At 73.0% G+C, this 20,525-nt stretch carries 14 protein-coding genes; 9 read left to right on the top strand and 5 right to left on the bottom strand.

Annotated features, from left to right (window positions below):
• Positions 1-200: 200 nt before the first annotated feature.
• Complete coding sequence (locus tag ABZ842_RS02005) at positions 201-1,499, top strand: PspC domain-containing protein (protein ID WP_361530085.1); 1,299 nt, start codon at positions 201-203, stop codon at positions 1,497-1,499.
• Positions 1,496-2,215: a response regulator transcription factor gene (locus tag ABZ842_RS02000; RefSeq protein WP_361530082.1), complete on the top strand. Its 720-nt coding sequence runs from the start codon at positions 1,496-1,498 to the stop codon at positions 2,213-2,215. The genes ABZ842_RS02005 and ABZ842_RS02000 overlap by 4 nt, the downstream gene beginning before the upstream one ends.
• 48 nt (positions 2,216-2,263) lie before the next feature.
• Here the strand turns inward: ABZ842_RS02000 and ABZ842_RS01995 are convergent, their stop codons facing one another.
• The gene (locus tag ABZ842_RS01995; protein ID WP_361530079.1) at positions 2,264-3,313 is read right to left on the bottom strand and encodes an NlpC/P60 family protein; all 1,050 of its coding nucleotides are present in this window, start codon (positions 3,311-3,313) and stop codon (positions 2,264-2,266) included.
• A gap of 306 nt (positions 3,314-3,619) precedes the next feature.
• Here ABZ842_RS01995 and ABZ842_RS01990 point away from each other — a divergent pair, with 306 nt between their 5' ends.
• The gene (locus ABZ842_RS01990; protein WP_361530076.1) at positions 3,620-3,973 is read left to right on the top strand and encodes a hypothetical protein; all 354 of its coding nucleotides are present in this window, start codon (positions 3,620-3,622) and stop codon (positions 3,971-3,973) included.
• Positions 3,974-4,132: 159 nt separating this feature from the next.
• Positions 4,133-6,622 (top strand): DNA helicase PcrA, encoded by a 2,490-nt coding sequence (gene pcrA / locus ABZ842_RS01985; RefSeq protein ID WP_361530073.1) that lies wholly within the window; start codon positions 4,133-4,135, stop codon positions 6,620-6,622.
• Between the two features lie 94 nt (positions 6,623-6,716).
• Here the strand turns inward: pcrA and ABZ842_RS01980 are convergent, their stop codons facing one another.
• Both ABZ842_RS01980 and ABZ842_RS01975 read right to left on the bottom strand, forming a co-directional pair.
• A complete protein-coding gene (locus ABZ842_RS01980; RefSeq protein ID WP_361530070.1) occupies positions 6,717-8,264 on the bottom strand; it encodes a M23 family metallopeptidase in 1,548 nt (515 codons plus the stop codon).
• A gap of 287 nt (positions 8,265-8,551) precedes the next feature.
• Positions 8,552-9,568, bottom strand: coding sequence for an alpha/beta fold hydrolase (locus ABZ842_RS01975; RefSeq protein ID WP_361530067.1), 1,017 nt, complete (start codon positions 9,566-9,568; stop codon positions 8,552-8,554).
• 274 nt (positions 9,569-9,842) lie between these two features.
• Between ABZ842_RS01975 and ABZ842_RS01970 the strand changes: the two genes are divergently transcribed.
• Positions 9,843-10,256, top strand: a complete 414-nt coding sequence (locus ABZ842_RS01970; protein ID WP_361530064.1) for a cobalamin B12-binding domain-containing protein — start codon at positions 9,843-9,845, stop codon at positions 10,254-10,256.
• A gap of 327 nt (positions 10,257-10,583) precedes the next feature.
• On the opposite strand, the gene ABZ842_RS01965 is transcribed toward ABZ842_RS01970, so the two are convergent.
• Together ABZ842_RS01965 and ABZ842_RS01960 are read right to left on the bottom strand one after the other, a co-directional pair.
• Positions 10,584-12,299, bottom strand: a complete 1,716-nt coding sequence (locus tag ABZ842_RS01965) for a DUF5691 domain-containing protein (RefSeq protein WP_361530061.1) — start codon at positions 12,297-12,299, stop codon at positions 10,584-10,586.
• Positions 12,300-12,372: 73 nt separating this feature from the next.
• Positions 12,373-13,740, bottom strand: coding sequence for an SWIM zinc finger family protein (locus ABZ842_RS01960; protein WP_361530058.1), 1,368 nt, complete (start codon positions 13,738-13,740; stop codon positions 12,373-12,375).
• A 145-nt stretch (positions 13,741-13,885) separates the two neighbouring features.
• Here ABZ842_RS01960 and ABZ842_RS01955 point away from each other — a divergent pair, with 145 nt between their 5' ends.
• The 4 genes from ABZ842_RS01955 (at position 13,886) to sucC (ending at position 20,519) form a co-directional block, all read left to right on the top strand.
• Positions 13,886-15,025 (top strand): AAA family ATPase, encoded by a 1,140-nt coding sequence (locus ABZ842_RS01955; protein ID WP_361530055.1) that lies wholly within the window; start codon positions 13,886-13,888, stop codon positions 15,023-15,025.
• Positions 15,022-17,766, top strand: coding sequence for a DUF5682 family protein (locus ABZ842_RS01950; protein ID WP_361530052.1), 2,745 nt, complete (start codon positions 15,022-15,024; stop codon positions 17,764-17,766). Before ABZ842_RS01955 ends, ABZ842_RS01950 begins: the two co-directional genes overlap by 4 nt.
• Before the next feature lie 41 nt (positions 17,767-17,807).
• Positions 17,808-18,995, top strand: a complete 1,188-nt coding sequence (locus ABZ842_RS01945) for a VWA domain-containing protein (RefSeq protein WP_361530945.1) — start codon at positions 17,808-17,810, stop codon at positions 18,993-18,995.
• Between the two features lie 339 nt (positions 18,996-19,334).
• On the top strand, positions 19,335-20,519 hold the full coding sequence (sucC, locus tag ABZ842_RS01940) for an ADP-forming succinate--CoA ligase subunit beta (RefSeq protein ID WP_361530049.1): 1,185 nt from the start codon (positions 19,335-19,337) through the stop codon (positions 20,517-20,519).
• Positions 20,520-20,525 lie beyond the last annotated feature (6 nt).

Below are 20,525 nucleotides of genomic sequence, written 5' to 3'. Positions count from 1 at the left end.
GTGACGGTCGCGGACCGCCGGCGGGAGCGGGGGCGACCCTGGCCCGTCCCTGATATCCGAACCCCGACGACCCCGAAGACCCCGAAAATCCGGACCCCGAAGACCCCGACGCTTACGGGGTGCCCCCGGCCCGACCTCAGGGTCGTTCTCCGGGTCGCCCCTGATACCGGTCCCGGGGCCGTCCGTGTGACGATCGATGCATGCCCGTCGCCCCGCCCCGCACGCCTCCCACGTCCTCCCGCGCCCCCGCGCCCGAGGACGTGCCGCTGCGCCGGCTCTACCGCAGCGCCGACGGACGGATGTTGGGCGGCGTGGCCCGCGGACTCGCCGGGCACCTGGGCGTGCCCGTGGTCTGGGTGCGGCTCGTCTTCCTCGTCCTGCTCATGGCCGACGGCCTCGGGATACTGCTGTACGCCGCGTTCTGGGTCGTCGTCCCGCTCGGCGTCGGCGGGCGCACCGTCGAGCCGCGCTCCCTCTTCGAGGTCGCCAACGACGGTCGGCGCCGACTGCGCAAGCCGGACCGGGGACAGGTGTTCGCGCTGGTGGCCCTCGCCTTCGGCTGCCTGATCTTCATCGACGACCTGAACAGCACCAGCCACGCCAACCGCTACGTCTGGCCGACGCTGCTGATCGGCGCCGGCGTGGTGCTGGTGTGGCGGCAGGCGGACAACGCCCGGCGCGCCAGTTGGACCGCCGCCGCCTCCAGCCGCCGCAGGCTGTTCCAGATCGCCCGGGCCCTCGCCGGGGTGGCGCTCGTCGGCATGGGCCTGACGGTCTTCATGGTCGTCCGCGGCTCCGCGGCCCAGTTGGGGAACGTGCTGACGGCCGCCGTCGCCGTCATCGCCGGGATAGCGCTGCTGGCCGGCCCCTGGCTGGTGCGGATGACGCAGGACCTCTCCGAAGAGCGGACCATGCGCATCCGGGCCCAGGAGCGTGCGGAAGTCGCCGCCCACGTCCACGACTCCGTACTGCACACCCTCACCTTGATACAGCGCAGGGCGGACGACCCCGGCGAGGTGCGCCGCCTCGCCCGCGCCCAAGAGCGCGAGCTGAGGAACTGGCTGTACAAACCGGAGGGCACCGGCAAGGAGGAGGCCGAAGAGCCCGAGACCCTGGCGGAGGCCGTCAAGCGGGCCGCCGCCGAGGTCGAGGACAAGCACGGCGTTCCGCTGGAGGTCGTCGTCGTCGGCGACTGCCCGCTCGACGACAAGCTGACCGCGTGCATGCAGGCCGCGCGCGAGGCGATGGTGAATGCGGCCAAGTACGGTGGCGAGGGCGGCGCCGTCCAGGTCTTCGCGGAGGTCGAGGGGCGTACGGTGTTCGTCTCCGTACGGGACCGGGGGCCGGGCTTCGACCTGGACTCCGTGCCGGACGACAGAATGGGCGTCAGGGAGTCGATCATCGGCCGGATGCAGCGCAACGGCGGGACGGCCCGGCTCACCTCGGCGCCCGGGGAGGGCACGGAAGTGGAGCTGAGCATGGAGAGGGCGGACGGATGACGAACCCCAACACGGACGCGACGGGCCCCGGCGAGCCGACGGACGGCGGCGCGGGCCGCCGGGTGCGGGTGGTCCTCGTCGACGACCACCGCATGTTCCGCACCGGCGTCCAGGCCGAGATCGGACAGACCGAGCGCACCGGCGTCGAGGTCGTCGGGGAGGCCGCGGACGTGGACCAGGCCGTCACCGTGATCACCGCCACCCGCCCCGAGGTCGTCCTGCTGGACGTGCACCTGCCGGGCGGCGGAGGCGTCGAGGTGCTGCGCCGCTGCGCCCCCCTCATGGCGGCGGCCGAGCAGCCGGTGCGGTTCCTGGCGCTGTCCGTGTCCGACGCCGCCGAGGACGTCATCGGGGTGATCCGCGGCGGCGCCCGCGGCTACGTCACCAAGACGATCACCGGCACCGACCTGGTGGACTCGATCTTCCGCGTCCAGGAGGGGGACGCCGTCTTCTCGCCGCGGCTGGCCGGCTTCGTGCTCGACGCGTTCGCCTCCACCGACGCCCCGCCCGTCGACGAGGACCTGGACCGGCTCACGCAGCGCGAGCGCGAGGTGCTGCGGCTGATCGCCCGCGGATACGCGTACAAGGAGATCGCCAAGCAGCTCTTCATCTCCGTCAAGACGGTCGAGTCGCACGTCTCCGCGGTCCTGCGCAAGCTCCAGCTGTCGAACCGGCACGAGCTGACCCGCTGGGCGACCGCGCGGCGCCTGGTCTGACCGACGCCCGCCCGGTCGCTCAGGCGGGGCGGCTCGGGCAGGGGCGGCTCAGGCGGGGCGGGCGGCACCCGCGAAGGGCATCTCGTCGATCGACGCGATGCGCACCGGCGCGCCCGGCCGGGGCGCGTGGACCATCCTGCCGCCCCCGACGTACAGCCCCACGTGGCTGATCCCGGGATAGAAGAAGACCAGGTCACCGGGGGCGAGTTCGGACCGTGCCACCCGCTTCCCCGCATTGATCTGGGTGTACGTGGTGCGTGGCAGCGAGATGCCCGCCGCCCGCCACGCCGCCTGCGTCAGCCCGGAGCAGTCGTACGAAGCGGGCCCCGTCGCCCCCCACACGTACGGCTTGCCGAGCGCCCCGTACGCGTACGCCACGGCCCGCGCCGCCCGCTGGCCCGTCGCACCGGTCGCGGCCGGCCGCGCCGGCGCCGCCGTCGCCGGGGCGTCCCGCGGTGCGTCGTAGGCCGCGCGCTGCTCCGCCGTCAGCTGCGCCAGCAGGCTTTCGGCGGCGGCCAGCTTGCGCTGCACCGAGCTCTTGTGGTCGGCCAACTCCTTCTGTCGAGCCTTGAGTTCGGCGGATTGGTGGTCCGCCGTCTCCTTGAGTCGGTCGATCCCGACGAGCTGCTGGCGCACCTGGGCGACGGCCGCCGCCTGCCGGTCGCCGACGCGCTGGGCGAGCGCGGCGCGCTCCAGGTACTCGTCGGGGTCGGAGGTCAGGGCGATGCGGAGCCCGGAGTCCATGGTGCCGGCGCGGTACTGGGCGGTGGCGATCGAACCGAGGGCGTTGCGGGTGGAGTTGAGCCGGTCGGTCCGACGGGCGGCCTCGTCGCGCAGCCGGTCGAGCTCCCGGCGGGCCCGGTCGGCCTGCTCCTTGACGCCGTTGTAGTCCTCGGTCGCGGCTTCCGCCTCCTGATAGAGCTTGTCGACCCTGGCTTTGATCTGCGCGGGCGTCGGGGCGGTGTCGGCCGCGCCGGTGCCGTTGAACGCCGTGGCGGTCGCCGCGCCCGCGAGCGCCAGGGTGGTGGCGGTCCTGGCGGCGGGGCGCGCGGCGAACGGGTACCGCCGCTGCTGCCTGGGTTTGCGGTGCGCTGCCACGGGGGCGTCCACGTCCTTCCGGTTTCCGGTGAGGTGATGGTTCGGTCAGTCGGTCGGTCGGCCGATCGATCGGTTGATCGACGTACGAGGTCTTGGACGGCTTGGTGCGTCCGGGGCAGGACGCTAGGCGCGAGGTAACGGACCGGAGGCGGAACGACCGGTTCTGTCCGAAGGTGGCCAACCCCTAGCACGTTCGGTGATCGATCGGTCACCATGGGTGTGCGCGCTTGTGTGGGAGTGACCGATGCGGCGAATGAGGTCCACCTGACCTGAAGGGGGTGATATGGCGCTGGTTAGGCTCCGCTCATGGACGTACTCATCAATGTCTTCGTGGCCCTGCACGTCATCGGCATCGCCTCCTTGCTCGGCGGGTTCCTCACCCAGATGAAGGCGATAGGCGCGGGCACCGCCCGGTTCAACCCGGCGATGCTGCACGGCGCACTGACGATGCTGATCACCGGCGTCGCCCTGGTCGGGCTCAACCAGGCCGACGACCAGGCGGTGAACAACGTCAAGATCGGCATCAAGATGGCCGTTCTGGTGGTGATCCTGGCGCTGGTGTACGTCAAGCGGGACGACGAGCAGGTGGAGAAGGCGGTCTTCGGCGCGGTCGGCGGCCTCACGACGGCGAACATCTTCATCGCCACCCTCTGGACCTGAGGGCCACCGGCTCGACGCGAGACGAGCCGGCTCGACCTGAGGTCCACTGGTCACTCAGGGATTCGGAACGCCACCCTCCGGTGGCGTCGGGCGGGCGATGCGGTCCCTTTCGCCAGGGGGCCGCGGAGTGTCAGTGCCGAGGCATAGACTCAGAGAGCGATGAGCAGCCTCTTTGACGAAGACTTCCTGGCGGGCCTCCAGCACTCCGCGGAGGAGCCCCCGCCGCCGCCCGAGGACCACGAGGACCACGAGAACCCGGAGGGTCACGCCCGGGAGGAGGTCCCGGACGACCTCTTCCAGGGCGCCTACGACGTGCCGCCCGCCCGCGACGCGTACTACCGCGGGGGCGCCGCCCGCCCCGTCGTGGATCCGGACGCCCTGCTGGAGGGGTTGAACGAGCAGCAGCGCGCCGCCGTCGTCCACACCGGCTCCCCCCTGCTCATCGTCGCCGGCGCCGGCTCCGGCAAGACCCGGGTGCTCACCCACCGCATCGCCCACCTCCTCGCCACCAGCCGGGTGCACCCCGGTCAGATCCTCGCGATCACCTTCACCAACAAGGCCGCCGGCGAGATGAAGGAGCGCGTCGAACAGCTCGTCGGCCCGCGGGCCAACGCGATGTGGGTCTCCACCTTCCACAGTGCCTGCGTCCGCATCCTGCGCCGCGAGTCCAAGAAGCTCGGCTTCACCTCGTCGTTCTCGATCTACGACGCCGCCGACTCCAAGCGGCTGATGGCCCTGGTCTGCCGCGACCTCGACCTGGACCCGAAGAAGTTCCCGCCGAAGTCCTTCAGCGCCCAGATCTCGAACCTGAAGAACGAACTCGTCGACGAGGAGACCTTCGCCGATCGAGCCGCCGACGGCTTCGAGAAGACGCTGGCCGAGGCGTACCGGATGTACCAGGCGCGGCTGCGCGAGGCCAACGCCCTGGACTTCGACGACATCATCATGACGACGGTCCACCTCCTCCAGGCGTTCCCCGACGTCGCCGAGCACTACCAGCGCCGCTTCCGCCACGTCCTCGTCGACGAGTACCAGGACACCAACCACGCCCAGTACACCCTGGTGCGCGAGCTGGTGGGCACCGGCCAGGAGGACCTGGCCCCCGCCGAACTGTGCGTCGTCGGCGACGCCGACCAGTCGATCTACGCCTTCCGCGGCGCCACGATCCGCAACATCCTCCAGTTCGAGGAGGACTACCCCGAAGCCACCACGATCCTGCTGGAGCAGAACTACCGCTCCACGCAGACGATCCTCTCCGCCGCCAACGCCGTCATCGAGCGCAACGAGAGCCGTCGCCCCAAGAACCTGTGGACCAACGCCGGCGAGGGCGCCCGGATCACCGGCTACGTCGCCGACACCGAGCACGACGAAGCGCAGTTCGTCGCCGACGAGATCGACCGGCTCACCGACGCGGGCGACGCGAAGGCCGGCGACGTCGCCGTCTTCTACCGGACGAACGCCCAGTCCCGCGTCTTCGAAGAGATCTTCATCCGCGTCGGCCTGCCCTACAAGGTCGTCGGCGGCGTGCGCTTCTACGAGCGCAAGGAGGTCCGGGACGTCCTCGCCTACCTGCGGGTCCTCGCCAACCCCGAGGACAACGTCCCGCTGCGCCGCATCCTCAACGTCCCCAAGCGCGGCATCGGCGAGCGCGCCGAAGCGATGGTCGACGCCCTCGCCCTCCGGGAGAAGATCACCTTCCCGCAGGCGCTGCGGCGCGTCGACGAGGCGTACGGCATGGCCGCCCGCTCGGCGAACGCGGTCAAGAGGTTCAACGCGCTGATGGAGGAGTTGCGCACCGTCGTGGACTCCGGCGCCGGCCCGGCCGTCGTCCTGGAGGCCGTCCTGGAGCGCACCGGCTACCTCGCCGAACTCCAGGCGTCCACCGACCCCCAGGACGAGACCCGCATCGAGAACCTCCAGGAGCTGGCCGCCGTCGCCCTGGAGTTCGAGCAGGCGCGCACGGACGAGGAGGGCGCCGGCACGCTCGCCGAGTTCCTGGAGCAGGTCGCCCTCGTCGCCGACTCCGACCAGATCCCGGACGAGGACGAGGAGGGCGCGGGCGTCATCACCCTGATGACGCTGCACACCGCCAAGGGCCTGGAGTTCCCGGTGGTGTTCCTCACCGGCATGGAGGACGGCGTCTTCCCGCACATGCGCGCCCTCGGCCAGACGAAGGAGCTGGAGGAGGAGCGCCGCCTGGCGTACGTGGGCATCACGCGCGCCCGCGAGCGGCTGTACTTGACGCGTTCGTCGATGCGCAGCGCCTGGGGCCAGCCGTCGTACAACCCTCCGTCGCGCTTCCTGGAGGAGATCCCGGTCAAGCACCTGGAGTGGAAGCGCACCGGTCCGATGGGGGCGCCCGCCGGCGCGACGTCCGGCGTCGGTTCGCGCCTGCCGGCCATGCCGTCGGCGGGGGCGGGCGGCTCGTCGCGGCGCACCGCCCAGTCCCGGTTCGCCACCGGGCGCGGGGCGTCCGAGAAGCCGGTGATCGCACTGGCGATCGGCGACCGCGTCACGCACGACCAGTTCGGTCTGGGGACCGTGATCGAGGTCAAGGGGACGGGGTCGGACGCGCAGGCGACGATCGACTTCGGGGACACCAAGCCCAAGCGGCTGCTGCTGCGTTACGCGCCCGTCGAGAAGCTGTAGACGTAGCTGTAGGGACCACGTGCCGTCGTGACGGCCGGGCGTATTGGGCGCCCGGCCATCAGAAGGGTCTCGGGGGCGGGCGTCGGAGGGGGTCTCAGAGCGGGTTGAGGCCCTTGCTCTGGAGCCAGGTCAGCGGGTTGATGTGCGAGCCGCCGCCGGGGCGCACCTCGAAGTGGAGGTGGGGACCGGTGGAGTTGCCGGAGTCGCCCGCGTAGCCGATGACGTCGCCGGCCTTCACCTTGCCGGAGCGGATCTTGGCGCTCGCGAGGTGGCAGTACCAGGTCTCGGTGCCGTCGGGGGCGGTGACGATGACCATGTTCCCGTACGCCGGGTTGATCTGCGTGCGGACGGTGCCGTCGCTCGCGGCCATCACCTCGGCGCCGTACGGCACGGGGAAGTCGATGCCCGTGTGCAGCGCCATCCAGTTGACGCCGGACTCGCCGTAGTACGTGCTCAGGCCCTTCTGCGCCACGGGGAGGGCGAACTTGGGCCGCAGCGCCTCCTTGCGCTTGGCCTCCTCCGCGCGCTTCTGCCGCTCCGCCTCCTGGCGGGCCTTCAGGTCGAGGCGCTCCTGGGTGCGGGAGGCGCGGTCGCCGAAGTCGCGGGCGTCGGCGCTGAGCGCGGCGAGTTGGGTGTCCATCTTGTTGTTCGCCGCCACGTTCTCGACCGGCGTGGTGTCGGCGGCGGCCAGCGTGGTGGTGTCGTCCTTCTTCTGCTCGGTGCCGCCGATGCCGCCGACTGACGCGGCGGCGATGCCGGCCACGCCCATGACGCAGGCGGAGGGCACGGCGACGGTGAGCAGCGCGGAGCGCTTGGCGGGCGTGCGGCGTCGGCCGCGGCTGCCACCGCCGGAGCCGCGGCGGGCGGCGCGGGTCGCGCCGGCGTCGTGGGCGGCCCGGGCGGGCTCGGTGCCGATGCCCTCGTCGAGGGCGTACGGGGAGTCGTCGTACGCGGAGTCGCCGTGAGGAGGTTCGGCGTACGAGGAATCGGCGTACGGGGAATCGGTGACGTCGGCGGTGGTGGAGGTGTCGACGGCGTCGATGACCTCAGTGGCGTCGGCGTGCGCGGTGTGGGGGAGGTGGGCGGACTGGTCGGCGCCGAGCTGCTGCGCCAGTTCCTCCACCGCCTCGGGCCCGAACTCCTGCGTGCCGTCGGGGAACTCCTGCTCCGGCACGTACTGCGGCGGTACGAGCGGAAGGGGCTCGGCCTCACCGGTGCCGTTCCAGGCGGTGGCGTCGTAGCTGCCGGAGTCGAACGTCGGCCCCGTCCAGGTGCCGGTGGTGTCGTACGTGAAGGCGGCTGCGGCGTTCTCGAACTGCCCGGTCTGCCCCGACTGGTTCCAGGCTGCGGCGTCCCACTGGCCGGTGGTGTCGTAGCCGTCCGCGGCTGCGTGCTGGGGCGACGCGTAGGCGTCGTAACCGCCATAACCCGTGGCGGTCGGGGTGGCCGAAGTGGTGTGATGGGAACCGGTGTCCCATGCGGAGGCGTCGTACTGACCGCTGTGCCCGGCGTCGTAGTCGGTGGCCGGGGTCGGGGTCGGGTTCGCTGTTCCGGGGAGTGCACCGAAGAGCGGGTCGGTGTCAAAGCTGCCCGTGGGGTAGGTGTCGTGGCCGTACCCGGCGTGGGCGTGCTGGTCGTTCACCAACTTCTCTCTCGCCTCGGCAACAGGACCGCTGGATTCTGGGGCCGAAGAAGCGGACGGGACCCAGAGGGGAGCCAGTGGCGGCGACTGTACCCGGCGGTATGCGACGGCGACAATCTTCCGCAGGTTTTGCGCGTTCAGGAAACGGGCATTCGAGCGCCTTTCGGTGGGCCGGGGGGACAGCTTTGGCCGTACGTTCGAAATTAGTTCGACGGATCGTCACCTGGCGTGAGCCTTTGGGTCGAACCTGCGAGGGGGAAGCGCAGGGAACGGGGGGATCGGGGAGGTCAGACGAACGAGACGACGTCCGGGTCGGTCGTCGGGTCGGTCGTCGAAACGTCTTCGCCGCCCGTGCGGCCGGGGCGTGTCGCGTGCTCCTGCCGGTCGGCGTCGTCCTCGGGTCCCTGGAGGGCCTGTTGGACGCGGGCGGCGACGGCGGGGTGGACCAGCAGCGCGAGATGGCCGATTCCGCTGACCCGGACGTTCTCCACGATGAGGTCGGGGTGGTCCAGCCGGGCCGTCTCCACCGGGGCCATCAGCTGGTCCAACTCGCTCCAGACGGAGACGAAGCGGGTGCGGCAGCCGGGGGTCGCCTCGGCCAACTCGGCGATGACGGGGGAGTCCGGCCGCATCTGCCGCACGATGGGGTGCGCGCTGGCGAGGGCGGCGACGGTGGTGCCGGAGTGCGGCGTCCCGAGCGTCACGAGGGTCCGCACCCGGCGGTCGCCGCCGAGGCGCTGGACGTAGTACCGCGCGATCAGGCCGCCGAGGCTGTGTCCGACGACGTCGACGTCCTCCCGGCCGGTCCGGGCGCAGATCTCCTCGACGTGCCGTCCCAGTAGGTCGGCGGCGGCGCGGATGTCGCAGGTCAGGGGGGAGTAGTTCAGGCACTCCAGCCGGCTCCAGCCGTGCCGGGCCAGGAAGCGGCGGAGCAGGACGAAGACGGAGCGGTTGTCCACCAAACCGTGCAGCATGATCACGGGGCGGGGGCCGGTCACCGCGGCTGCCCCCGGCTCGTCACTGCCGCTCCTCGCGGCGGGCGCCTTGGGTGGTGCGGTGTCCTCGGTGGTGCGCTCGGCGGTGAGCCCCGAGGGGTACAGCAGCAGGTGTCCGGCGAGGATCGCCAGCTCGAAGGCGGTGGCACGCAGCGGTACGGGCAGGGATACGGACGGTAGCCGCAGGTCACGTAGCTGATCGACGGAGAGGCCGCGGGTGAGCAGCGGGCTGAGGCTCCCGAGCTGCCCGAGGCTCCCGAAGCTGCCAAGACTGCCGAGGCTTCGGGGGAAGAAAGGCAGAACCTGCATGGCCCACCTCCGTCCGGCACCGGGAGGCGACGCTGTCTCCCGTGCGCCCTCGTGGAGCCGTGCAGCCCGAAGCCCGTGGCCCGGCGCTGATGCGGCTCCTCGGACGCTGCGGATGCCGGGCCGGGCCTGGCATGACCCGATCGGGCGGCGACGCCCGTTTTGCGTGTCCCAACATGTGATTTCCCCCTCCAGGTCCTCCGCGAAACGGCCGCGTGCGGGATGCTGTAGATAACGCTCGTTCACTCGGCGGCGGATTCAGTGTCTGGAGGCAGCGATGGGTGTGACCGGTCCGATCCGCGTGGTGGTGGCGAAGCCGGGTCTTGACGGCCACGACCGAGGCGCGAAGGTGATCGCACGGGCGCTGCGGGACGCGGGCATGGAGGTGATCTACACCGGCCTGCACCAGACCCCGGAACAGATCGTCGCCACCGCGATCCAGGAGGACGCGGACGCGATCGGCCTCTCCATCCTCTCCGGCGCGCACAACACGCTGTTCGCGAAGGTCATCGAGCTGCTGAAGGAGCGGGACGCGCTGGACATCGTGGTCTTCGGGGGCGGGATCATCCCGGAGGAGGACATCGCGCCGCTGAAGGGGCTCGGGGTGGCGGAGATCTTCACGCCGGGTGCGACGACGACGGCGATCGTCGACTGGGTGCGCACCCACGTCCGCGAGCCCGCCGACGCGTAGGCGCGCGTGCGCGCGCGATGACTTAAGGCGCGTGCGCCCACCTCGCCCCGTGACGCACCCACGATTTCCCTGCGGGGTGCGTTGGTCTCTGCGGCTTGGTGGGGGCTGTTCGCGCAGTTCCGCCCCCTACGCCCAGAGGGCGTGGGGGGACCCCCAGCGCCCCTGTTTTGCTGCCCCCGCCATTCGTCTGCGGGCCAGGGCATGGGCATTTTGGGGCGCGGGGAACTGCGCGAACAAGCCCCACCCGGCCGCAGGGAGCAATCTGCCCGCGGTGCAACGGCGCTGGGTCCCCCCGCCCTCTGGGCGTAGGGCGCGGAACTGCGCGAACTAGTCGCGCCGGGTCGCGGGGGCCAACCCGTACCTGGGGGGCTCGGGGGTGAGTTCTTCGTGCATGGCGGCGCGGAGGCGCAGCGTGGACACGAGGCGTTGGAACGCCTCGGACCAGTACGCCGCGGCCCCCGGCGACGCATTCGCCGGGTCCTCGCCGTGCGTCGTCAGCAACGCCAGCCGCCCCGCCTCCACCGGATCCAGACAGCGCTCCGCCAAGCCCATCACCCCGCTGAAGCTCCACGGGTAGCTGCCGGCCTCGCGGGCTATCTCCAACGCGTCGACCACCGCGTGGCCCAGCGGCTCCGACCAGGGGACCGCGCAGACTCCGAGGAGTTGGAAGGCGTCCGAGAGGCCGTGCGCCGAGACGAAGTCGGCGACCCAGAGGGCGCGTTCGCCCTCCGGGAGCGTCGCCAGCAGCTTCGCGCGCTCGGCCAAGGAGGACGTGCCCGGGCCCACCTCGGGGGGCACGCCCGGGGTGCCGAGGAGGGCGCGGGCCCAGCTCGCGTCGCGCTGCCGGACCGCCGCCCGGCACCACGCGGCGTGCAGCTCGCCGGCCCAGTCGTCCGCCGCGGGGAGCGCCACGACCTCCTTGGGCGTACGGCCGCCGAAGGCGCGGGACCACACGGCGAGCGGCGCCGCCTCCACCAGTTGGCCCAGCCACCAGGAGCGCTTGCCCCGGCCGGTGGGCGGCGTGGGCGCGACGCCGTCGCGCTGCATGGCCGCGTCACACTCCTCGGGCGCGGCCACCACGATGGCCAGCTCCCCGCTGCTCGCCCGATCCAGGCGTACGCAGGCCGCCGCCCGCTTCGCCATGCGGCCCGCGAGGGCCGAGCGGGGCAGCGCGGACAGCAGCTCCGCGGCCGTCGCTCGGACGTTGCGGCTGCGGTCGGCCAGCGCACGTTCCAAGAACGGCTCGTCCGCGTCCGACAACCCCGTGCGCAGGGAGTCCAGGAACATCAGCCGGTCCTCGGCGCGCTCCGTCGCCCACGTGCCGGAGAGGAGGGCGAGGGCCCGGGCGGGGTCGTCCTCGCGTACGGCGCCGAGCAGCGCGACGCGTTCGGCGAACAGCCCCTCGTCCCACAGCCGGTGCACCGCCTCCTGGTCCGTCGGGTCCGGCAGCAGCACGCCGCCGCCCGCCGAGCCGCGGAGCGCGAACTTCCACTCCGGATTGAACCGGGCCAGCCACAGCCCGCGCGCGCCGGCGAAGGCGAGCGCCTGCGGCCTGAGGTCGGTGCGGGCGCGGGCCGCGTCCAACAGGGCGGGCAACTGCGCGTACGGCGCCTGATAGCCCCGTTCATTGGCGGCGGCGAGCCACTGGGGCAACAGCTCGGTGAGATCCGGTGCCGCGCCGCGCCGACCCGACGACGACGGTGCGGAGCGGTCCGCCAGCAACAGCGCGAGCCTGCGGCGCGCGGCGGCGGGCAGCGCGGGGCGGGCGTCCTCGGGCGCGGGCTCCGGGTGCGCCGCCGCCGGGGCCGGCAGGAGCCCGGCCCGGCGGCGCACCGTGTGCAGGGCCGCGGCGTCCAACAGCGCGGTGGGGGCGTCCTTGCCCGGGGCCGTGAACTCCACGGGCGGCGTACGGCGGTCGGTGCCGAGCAGCGCGGAGGTGACCAGCTCCTGCCAGCGTGCCTCGTCGCCGCCGAAACTGTCTTCGGCGGCGGCGGTGTCTTGGGCGCGGCTGTCGACGGTGCGGTCGGGATCGGTGTGGGTCATCGCGTCCTCCCCTGGAGACGGGCCATCAGGCGCTGGGGTCCCCCCACGCCCTCTGGGCGTAGGGGGCGGGCGGTCATATCAGGGGCACCGCCTCCGCCCCGGTCGCCGGCGACCACGCGGCGAGCGGCGTCACCCCCGCCTGACCGCACTCGGCGAAGACCGTGACCGGTCCGCCGCCCGACAGGGCCACGAGCTTCCACAGCCCCTGCCGGGTCAGCGAGACCGGTGTCAGGGGCAGCGCCGAATCGCCCTGCGCATCGGCGAGCTGCCAGCCGACGCCGTCCGGGGTGGACGCCGGCACCGGCACGACGTCCGTGAGCGTCACCGGCCAGGAGTCCAGCCACGGATCCTCGGCAAGGGCGCGTCCGTACGCATCGAGGGCCGAGGCGACCGGGCCGCCCCGCGGCGGACCTTCGACCGGCGCCGGCGCCCACGAGCCCTCACGCAGCTCAGCCCGCAACCGGCCGGCGCCCCCGTACGGCACGAGCTCCGCCTCGACCGCCCCGCCCACCGGCAGCGCCAACTGCGGCGCGCGCCCCGCCGCCCCGTACGACAGCAGCAGGGCGAAGCGCCCCGACCCCTGCCCGTACACCCACGCCCGGCGGGTGGTGACCTTGCCGTCGGACGAGTCGTACTGGGCGAGGACCAGCCAACGGTCCCGGACGGGGACGCCGTCGGCGGGGGCGGTGAGCCCGACGCGGGTGCGCACCGTGGCGGCCAGCGGAGCCGGCAGCAACTCCCGCCCCAGCCAGGCCGAGTCCAACAGATGGAGGAGGGCGCACTCCTCCAGCAGCCGCACCGGCCACCCCGGCCCCGTCCCCGGAATGGCCCCCAACTCCCGCACCCGCGCGGCCAGGCCCGGAGCCTGGGCGTCGACCATGCGCGCCGCGGTCTCCTCCCACAGGCCGTACCCCGCCTGCTCGGCGGAGGCGAGGCCGCCGCGCAGCAGGTCCGCGAGGCGCTGCTCCAACTCCAGGGCCCCGGAGGTGATCCGCGCGGCCCGGCGCTCCGCCCTGCGCCGGGCCGCGTCGGGCGCGGCCGTCGCCCCGGGCCGACCCCGGCCCTCCGGCGCCCGCCCCTCCTCCTGCTCCGCGCGCCTGCGCCGCCCCGCGAGCCACTCCTCGGCCCACTCGGGCGCGGTGCCGTCACGCACCGCGCCCGTCTCGGACGCCCAGAGCAGCAGCAGCCCCAGCGCGTGCTTGCAGGGGAACTTGCGACTGGGGCAACTGCACGCGTAAGCCGGCCCCGTCGTGTCGACCACCGTCCGGTACGGCTTCGAGCCGCTGCCCTTGCACTGGCCCCAGACGGCGCCCCCGCCGCTGCTGCCCGCGTCCGACCACGGCCCGGCCGCGCCGAGCCGGCCGCCCGCCTTGCGTGACGTGGCGTCAGGAGCCAGCGCCAGCACCTGATCCGCCGTCCAACGAACCCCCGGTCCAGTCATGCATCCGACCGTACGGCCCACCACTGACAATCGCCCGAAAACCTGCTCTGACCTGGGGAGACGGTCGATTGTCAGTGGGGTGGTGCAGGCTGGGAACCACGTCGGACCGCATCGGTCGCAACGACCTGGAGGGGGATGCTGCACCGTGCTCGAAACCACCACACATGACGCTCCCGTCAGTGCTGTCGACACCGTCAGCCAAGGTGCCGAAGCACTTCGCCCACACGCGGAAGACGCCTTCGCCCACGAGCTCGCCGCGCTCGCCGCCGCGGACGACCGCCCGCGCCCGGCCGGTTGGCGCATGTCCCCGTGGGCCGTGTCCCGCTATCTCCTCGGCGCCACCCTCGACGACGGCACCGTGATCACCCCCAAGTACGTGGGGCCGCGCCGCATCGTCGAAGTCGCCGTCACCACCCTCGCCACCGATCGCGCCCTGCTGCTGCTCGGCGTGCCCGGCACCGCGAAGACCTGGGTGTCCGAGCACCTGGCCGCCGCCGTCAGCGGCGACTCGACCCTGCTCGTCCAGGGCACCGCTGGCACCCCGGAAGAGGCCATCCGCTACGGATGGAACTACGCCCGGCTGCTGGCCCACGGGCCGAGCCGGGAAGCGCTCGTGCCGAGCCCCGTGATGCGCGCCATGTCGGAGGGCATGACCGCGCGCGTGGAGGAGCTGACCCGGATCCCCGCCGACGTCCAGGACACCCTGATCACGATCCTGTCCGAGAAGACGCTGCCCATCCCCGAGCTGGGCGAAGAGGTGCAGGCCGTCCGCGGGTTCAACCTCATCGCCACCGCCAATGACCGCGACCGCGGGGTCAACGACCTCTCCAGCGCGCTGCGCCGCCGCTTCAACACCGTCGTGCTCCCGCTGCCCGCGACCGCCGACGACGAGGTGGACATCGTTTCCCGCCGCGTCGATCAGATCGGCCGCTCCCTGGACCTGCCGGCCGCCCCCGAAGGGCTGGAGGAGATCCGGCGCGTCGTCACCGTCTTCCGCGAACTGCGGGGTGGGGTCTCGCTCGACGGCCGCACCAAGCTCAAGTCCCCGTCCGGCACGCTCTCCACGGCGGAGGCGATCTCCGTCGTCACCGGCGGCCTCGCCCTCGCCGCGCACTTCGGGGACGGGGTGCTCCGCCCCGGCGACGTCGCGGCCGGCATCCTCGGCGCCGTCGTCCGCGACCCGGCCGCGGACCGGGTCGTCTGGCAGGAGTATCTGGAGACGGTCGTCCGCGAGCGCGACGGGTGGAAGGACTTCTACCGGGCCTGCCGGGAGGTGAGCGCATGAGCGCCGCCCCGCCCGCAGGACCCCTGTTCCTCGGGGTGCGGCACCACGGTCCGGGCTCCGCGCGTGCCGTGCGCGCCGCGCTGGCGGCCCGGCGGCCGAGCGTCGTGCTCATCGAGGGGCCGCCCGAGGGGGACGCACTGCTGCACCTGGCCGCGGGGGAGGGGATGCGCCCCCCGGTCGCCCTGCTCGCCCACGCGGTGGACGACCCGGGGAGGGCCGCGTTCTGGCCCTTCGCGGAGTTCTCGCCCGAGTGGGTGGCGATCCGCTGGGCGCTCGCCGAGGCGGTGCCGGTGCGGTTCATCGACCTTCCCGCGGCCCATTCGCTCGCCCTCGCGGCGGAGGACGAGGCCGCCGCGGAGGAGGCCGCCGCGGGCGCGGGCGGGCCGGCGTCGGATGTGGTTCCGGGGGGATCCACATCCCGCGCGGGCGCGTCCCGCCCCGCGGCGGCGACCGTCGACCCGGAGTGGGACCTCACCCCCGCGCCCGGCGCGCCGGCCGCCGCCAGCGCCGATCCCGAGTGGGACGTGGCTCGGGCCGCCGTCGTCGACCCCGAGTGGGACATCGGCCCGAGGCAGGGCGCGCCTCCCGCGCGGGGCCGGGGCGGGGATCCGGAGTGGGACGTCGCGCCGCGCGGCTCCGCGATCGACGCACCGGCCCCCGTACCCCTGCTCACGGAACCGGAACCGGAACCGGAACCGAAACCCGGACCCGGACCCGGACCAGGGCCGGAATCGGGACCGGACCCGGCGCGGATGCGGGTCGACCCGATCGCCGTGCTCGCCGAGGCCGCGGGGTACGACGACCCCGAGCGCTGGTGGGAGGACGTCGTCGAACACCGCGGCGCGGCCGACCCGTTCGCCGCCTTCGCCGCGCTCGACGAGGCCATGACGGCGCTGCGCGAGTCGTACGGACACGGGGGCCACGAGCGGGACCTGGTCCGCGAGGCCCACATGCGGCTGCAACTGCGCGCCGCCCGCAAGGAGTTCGGCGACGACGTCGCCGTGGTCTGCGGCGCCTGGCACGTGCCGGCGCTGAGGGAGCGGACCACCCTCGCCGCCGACCGGGCGCAGTTGAAGGGGCTGCCCAAGCTCAAGACCGAGACGACCTGGGTGCCCTGGACGCACCGGAGGCTGGCCCGCCGCAGCGGGTACGGCGCCGGCGTCGAATCGCCCGGCTGGTACGGACACCTCTTCGCGGCGCCGGACCGGCCGGTGGAGCGGTGGTTGACCAAGGTCGCCGGGCTGCTCAGGGACGAGGACGTGCCCGTGTCGTCGGCCCACGTCATCGAGGCGGTACGGCTGGCGGAGGCGCTGGCCGTGATGCGCGGGCGCCCGCTCGCCGGCCTCACCGAGACCACCGACGCCGTCAGGGCCGTGATGTGCGACGGCTCCGACGTCCAGTTGGCCCTGGTCAGGGACCGGCTCGTGGTCGGGGACGTACTGGGGGAGGTGCCGGATGACGCCCCCGCCGTCCCGCTCCAGCGGGACCTGAGCCGCCGACAGCGCAGCCTGCGCCTGAAGCCGGAGGCCCTGGAGCGCGAGTTGGAGCTGGACCTGCGCAAGGACACGGACGCCGAGAAGAGCCGACTGCTGCACCGGCTGCGGCTGCTCGGCGTGGGCTGGGGAGAGCCCGTAGCCGGCCGCGGCAGCACCGGCACCTTCCGCGAGAGCTGGCGGCTGCGCTGGGAGCCCGAGTTGTACGTGAAGGTCGCCGAGGCCGGCGTGTGGGGCACCACCGTGCCCTCCGCCGCCACGGCCAAGGCCGAGCACCGGGCCCTCACCGCGACCGCGCTCGTCGAAGTCACCGAGCTGGCCGAGGACTGCCTCCTCGCCGAGCTGGCCGACGCCCTGCCCGTGGTGATGCGCGCCCTCGCCGACCGGGCCGCGCTCGACACGGACGTCAGCCACCTCGCCCAGGCGCTGCCCGCCCTCGCACGCTCGCTGCGCTACGGGGACGTGCGCGCCACCGACACGGCCGCCCTCGCGGAGGTCGCGGCCGGGCTGGCCGAGCGGATCTGCGTCGGGCTGCCACCCGCGTGCACGGGGCTCGACGCGGACGGCGCGGCCGTCATGCGCGTGCACCTGGACGCCGTGCACAGCGCGATGGGACTGCTGCCGACGGCCCGGGAGCTGGCCGACCGCTGGGGCGCCGTGCTGCACCGGCTGGCCTCCAGGGACACCGTCGCCGGAGTCGTCCGGGGCCGGGCCGCCCGTCTGCTGCTCGACGACGGGCGGCTCTCCGAGGACGAGGCCGCCACCTTGATGAGCCTCGCCCTGTCGCCCGGTACGCCGCCCGCCGACGCCGCCGCATGGATCGAGGGCTTCGTCGGCGGCGCATCCGGCGGCGGCATGCTGCTGCTCCACGACGAGCGGCTGCTCGGCCTCGTGGACGCCTGGCTCACGGGCGTGCCCTCCGACGCGTTCACGGACGTCCTGCCGCTGCTGCGCCGGACCTTCTCCGCGTACGAGCCGGGCGTCCGCCGCGCCCTGGGCGAGCTGGTGCGCAGTGCACCGGGGGCGGGGCCGGGCGCCGGTGCGGCCGGCGGCGCGGCGGCCACGGCCGGCAGACCGGGCTTCGGCCCGGGGCTGGACCGCGCCCGAGCCGACGCCGTGGTGCCGCTGGTGCGGCTGTTGCTGACGGCCCCCGCCGAAGGGGCGGCCCCGCGGGACGACGTGGACAGCGCCGACGCGGCCGGCACCGACACAGACCGTACGGATCGACGCACGGAGGCGAGGACATGACGACCGACGTGACCGTGACCGATGGGACCAAGCCCCACGCGATGGCGACCGACGCGAACACGGGCGCCGCCGACGAGCGGTTGCGGCGCTGGCGGCTGGTCCTCGGCGGTGAGTCCGCCGACGGCACCGGCCACGCCCTGTCCGGCCGCGACGCCGCGATGGACGGCACCCTGACCGCCCTGTACGGCAGCGGAACGGGCCAGGGCAGCGGAGCCAAGGGCGGCGGCCGGAGCCGATCGGCCGGGCTCGGCGCCTCCGCGCCCTCCGTCGCCCGCTGGCTCGGCGACATCCGCACGTACTTCCCCAGCTCCGTCGTGCAGCTCATGCAGCGCGACGCGATCGACCGCCTCGGGCTGTCCACGCTCCTCCTGGAGCCCGAGATGCTGGCAGCGGTGGAGGCCGACGTGCACCTCGTCGGCACCCTCCTCTCCCTCAACAAGGCGATGCCCGAGACGACGAAGGAGACGGCCCGCGCCGTCGTCCGGAAGGTCGTCGAGGACCTGGAGAAGCGACTGGCGACCCGCACCAGGTCCACCCTGACGGGCGCGCTCGACCGCTCCGCGAAGGTGCACCGCCCGCGCCACCGCGACATCGACTGGGACCGCACGATCCGGGCCAATCTGAAGAACTACCTCCCCGAGCACCGCACGGTGGTCCCCGAGCGCCTCGTCGGCCACGGCCGGGCCGCGCAGTCGGTGAAGAAGGAGGTGGTCCTCTGCATCGACCAGTCGGGCTCCATGGCCGCGTCGATCGTCTACGCGGCCGTCTTCGGCGCCGTGCTGGCCTCAATGCGGTCCGTCGCGACCCGGCTCGTCGTCTTCGACACCGCGGTCGTCGACCTCACCGACCAGCTCGACGACCCCGTGGACGTCCTCTTCGGCACCCGGCTCGGCGGCGGCACCGACATCAACCGCGCCCTCGCCTACTGCCAGGAGCGCATCACCCGTCCGGCGGACACCGTGGTCGTCCTGATCAGCGATCTGTACGAGGGCGGGATCAGGGACGGGATGCTGAAGCGGGTCGCGGCGATGAAGGCGTCCGGGGTGCAGTTCGTGGCGCTGCTCGCGCTCTCCGACGAGGGCACGCCCGCGTACGACCGCGACCACGCGGCGGCGCTCGCCGCACTGGGCGCACCGGCCTTCGCCTGCACGCCGGACCTGTTCCCCGAGGTCATGGCCGCGGCGATCGAGAAGCGGCCGATACCCGTACCCGACCGAGCGGCGCCCTGACGCGGCCCCGGTCGCCGAGACCACCAGTGCCGGCGACCGGCAGGACGCCCCGCACACCAGCGGAACCGGCCCCTCCGGCGCTGTCGGCGCAATCCCTGCAACGGCCCCTGTAGAGGCCATCGACCCGGGTGTCGGGCGGGGCGATCTGTGACCGTTCTCACCACTCATGTGTGAGCTCCGATTTAGGGAGCCACCGTTCACGGGGATAACCTGCGAGACGGACATGCCGCGTGCCGGACACCGTGTACGCCTCCCTTGTGACGATCGCAGTCACGTTGCCCTCCGCGGCACGCCCACGCAGACAACGAACCGCGATCATCAGAAAAGGGACGGACGCGCGTGGACCTGTTCGAGTACCAGGCGAGGGACCTCTTCGCCAAGCACGGTGTACCGGTGCTGGCCGGTGAAGTCATCGACACGCCTGACGCAGCGCGCGCGGCGACCGAGCGTATGGGCGGCAAGTCGGTCGTCAAGGCGCAGGTCAAGGTGGGCGGGCGCGGCAAGGCCGGCGGCGTCAAGCTGGCCACCACCCCGGATGACGCGGTCGAGAAGGCCGGCCAGATCCTGGGCATGGACATCAAGGGCCACACGGTCCACAAGGTGATGATCGCGGAGACCGCGCCCGACATCGCCGAGGAGTACTACGTCTCGTACCTCCTCGACCGCACCAACCGCACCTTCCTCGCCATGGCGTCCGTCGAGGGCGGCATGGACATCGAGGAGGTCGCGGCCACCAAGCCCGAGGCCCTCGCGAAGGTCCCGGTCGACGCCAGCGTCGGCGTCTCCGCGGAGAAGGCCGCCGAGATCGTCGCCGCGGCGAAGTTCCCGGCCGAGGTCGCCGACCAGGTCGCCGAGATCCTGGTCACCCTCTGGAAGACCTTCGTCGCCGAGGACGCGCTCCTCGTCGAGGTCAACCCGCTGGCCAAGGTCGCCGACGGTCGGGTCATCGCGCTCGACGGCAAGGTGTCCCTGGACGCGAACGCCGACTTCCGTCAGCCGGAGCACGACGCCCTGGAGGACAAGGCCGCGGCCAACCCGCTGGAGGCCGCCGCCAAGGAGAAGGACCTCAACTACGTCAAGCTGGACGGCGAGGTCGGCATCATCGGCAACGGCGCCGGTCTGGTCATGTCCACCCTGGACGTGGTCGCGTACGCCGGTGAGGCGCACGGTGGCGTCAAGCCCGCCAACTTCCTCGACATCGGCGGCGGCGCGTCCGCCGAGGTGATGGCGAACGGCCTGGAGATCATCCTGGGCGACCCGGACGTCCGGTCCGTCTTCGTCAACGTCTTCGGCGGCATCACCGCCTGCGACGAGGTCGCCAACGGCATCGTCCGCGCCCTGGAGCTGCTGAAGTCCAAGGGCGAGGACGTCACGAAGCCGCTGGTCGTCCGTCTCGACGGCAACAACGCGGAGCTGGGTCGCAAGATCCTTTCCGACGCCAACCACCCGCTCGTTCAGCGGGTGGACACGATGGACGGCGCGGCCGACAAGGCTGCCGAGCTCGCCGCGGCTGCTGCGAAGTAAGGGACG

Origin of the sequence: Streptomyces sp. NPDC047315 (assembly GCF_040643215.1) — a bacterium.
In the GTDB taxonomy this organism is placed as follows: Bacteria; Actinomycetota; Actinomycetes; order Streptomycetales; family Streptomycetaceae; genus Streptomyces.
This window is presented reverse-complemented; position numbering and strand designations above follow the sequence as displayed.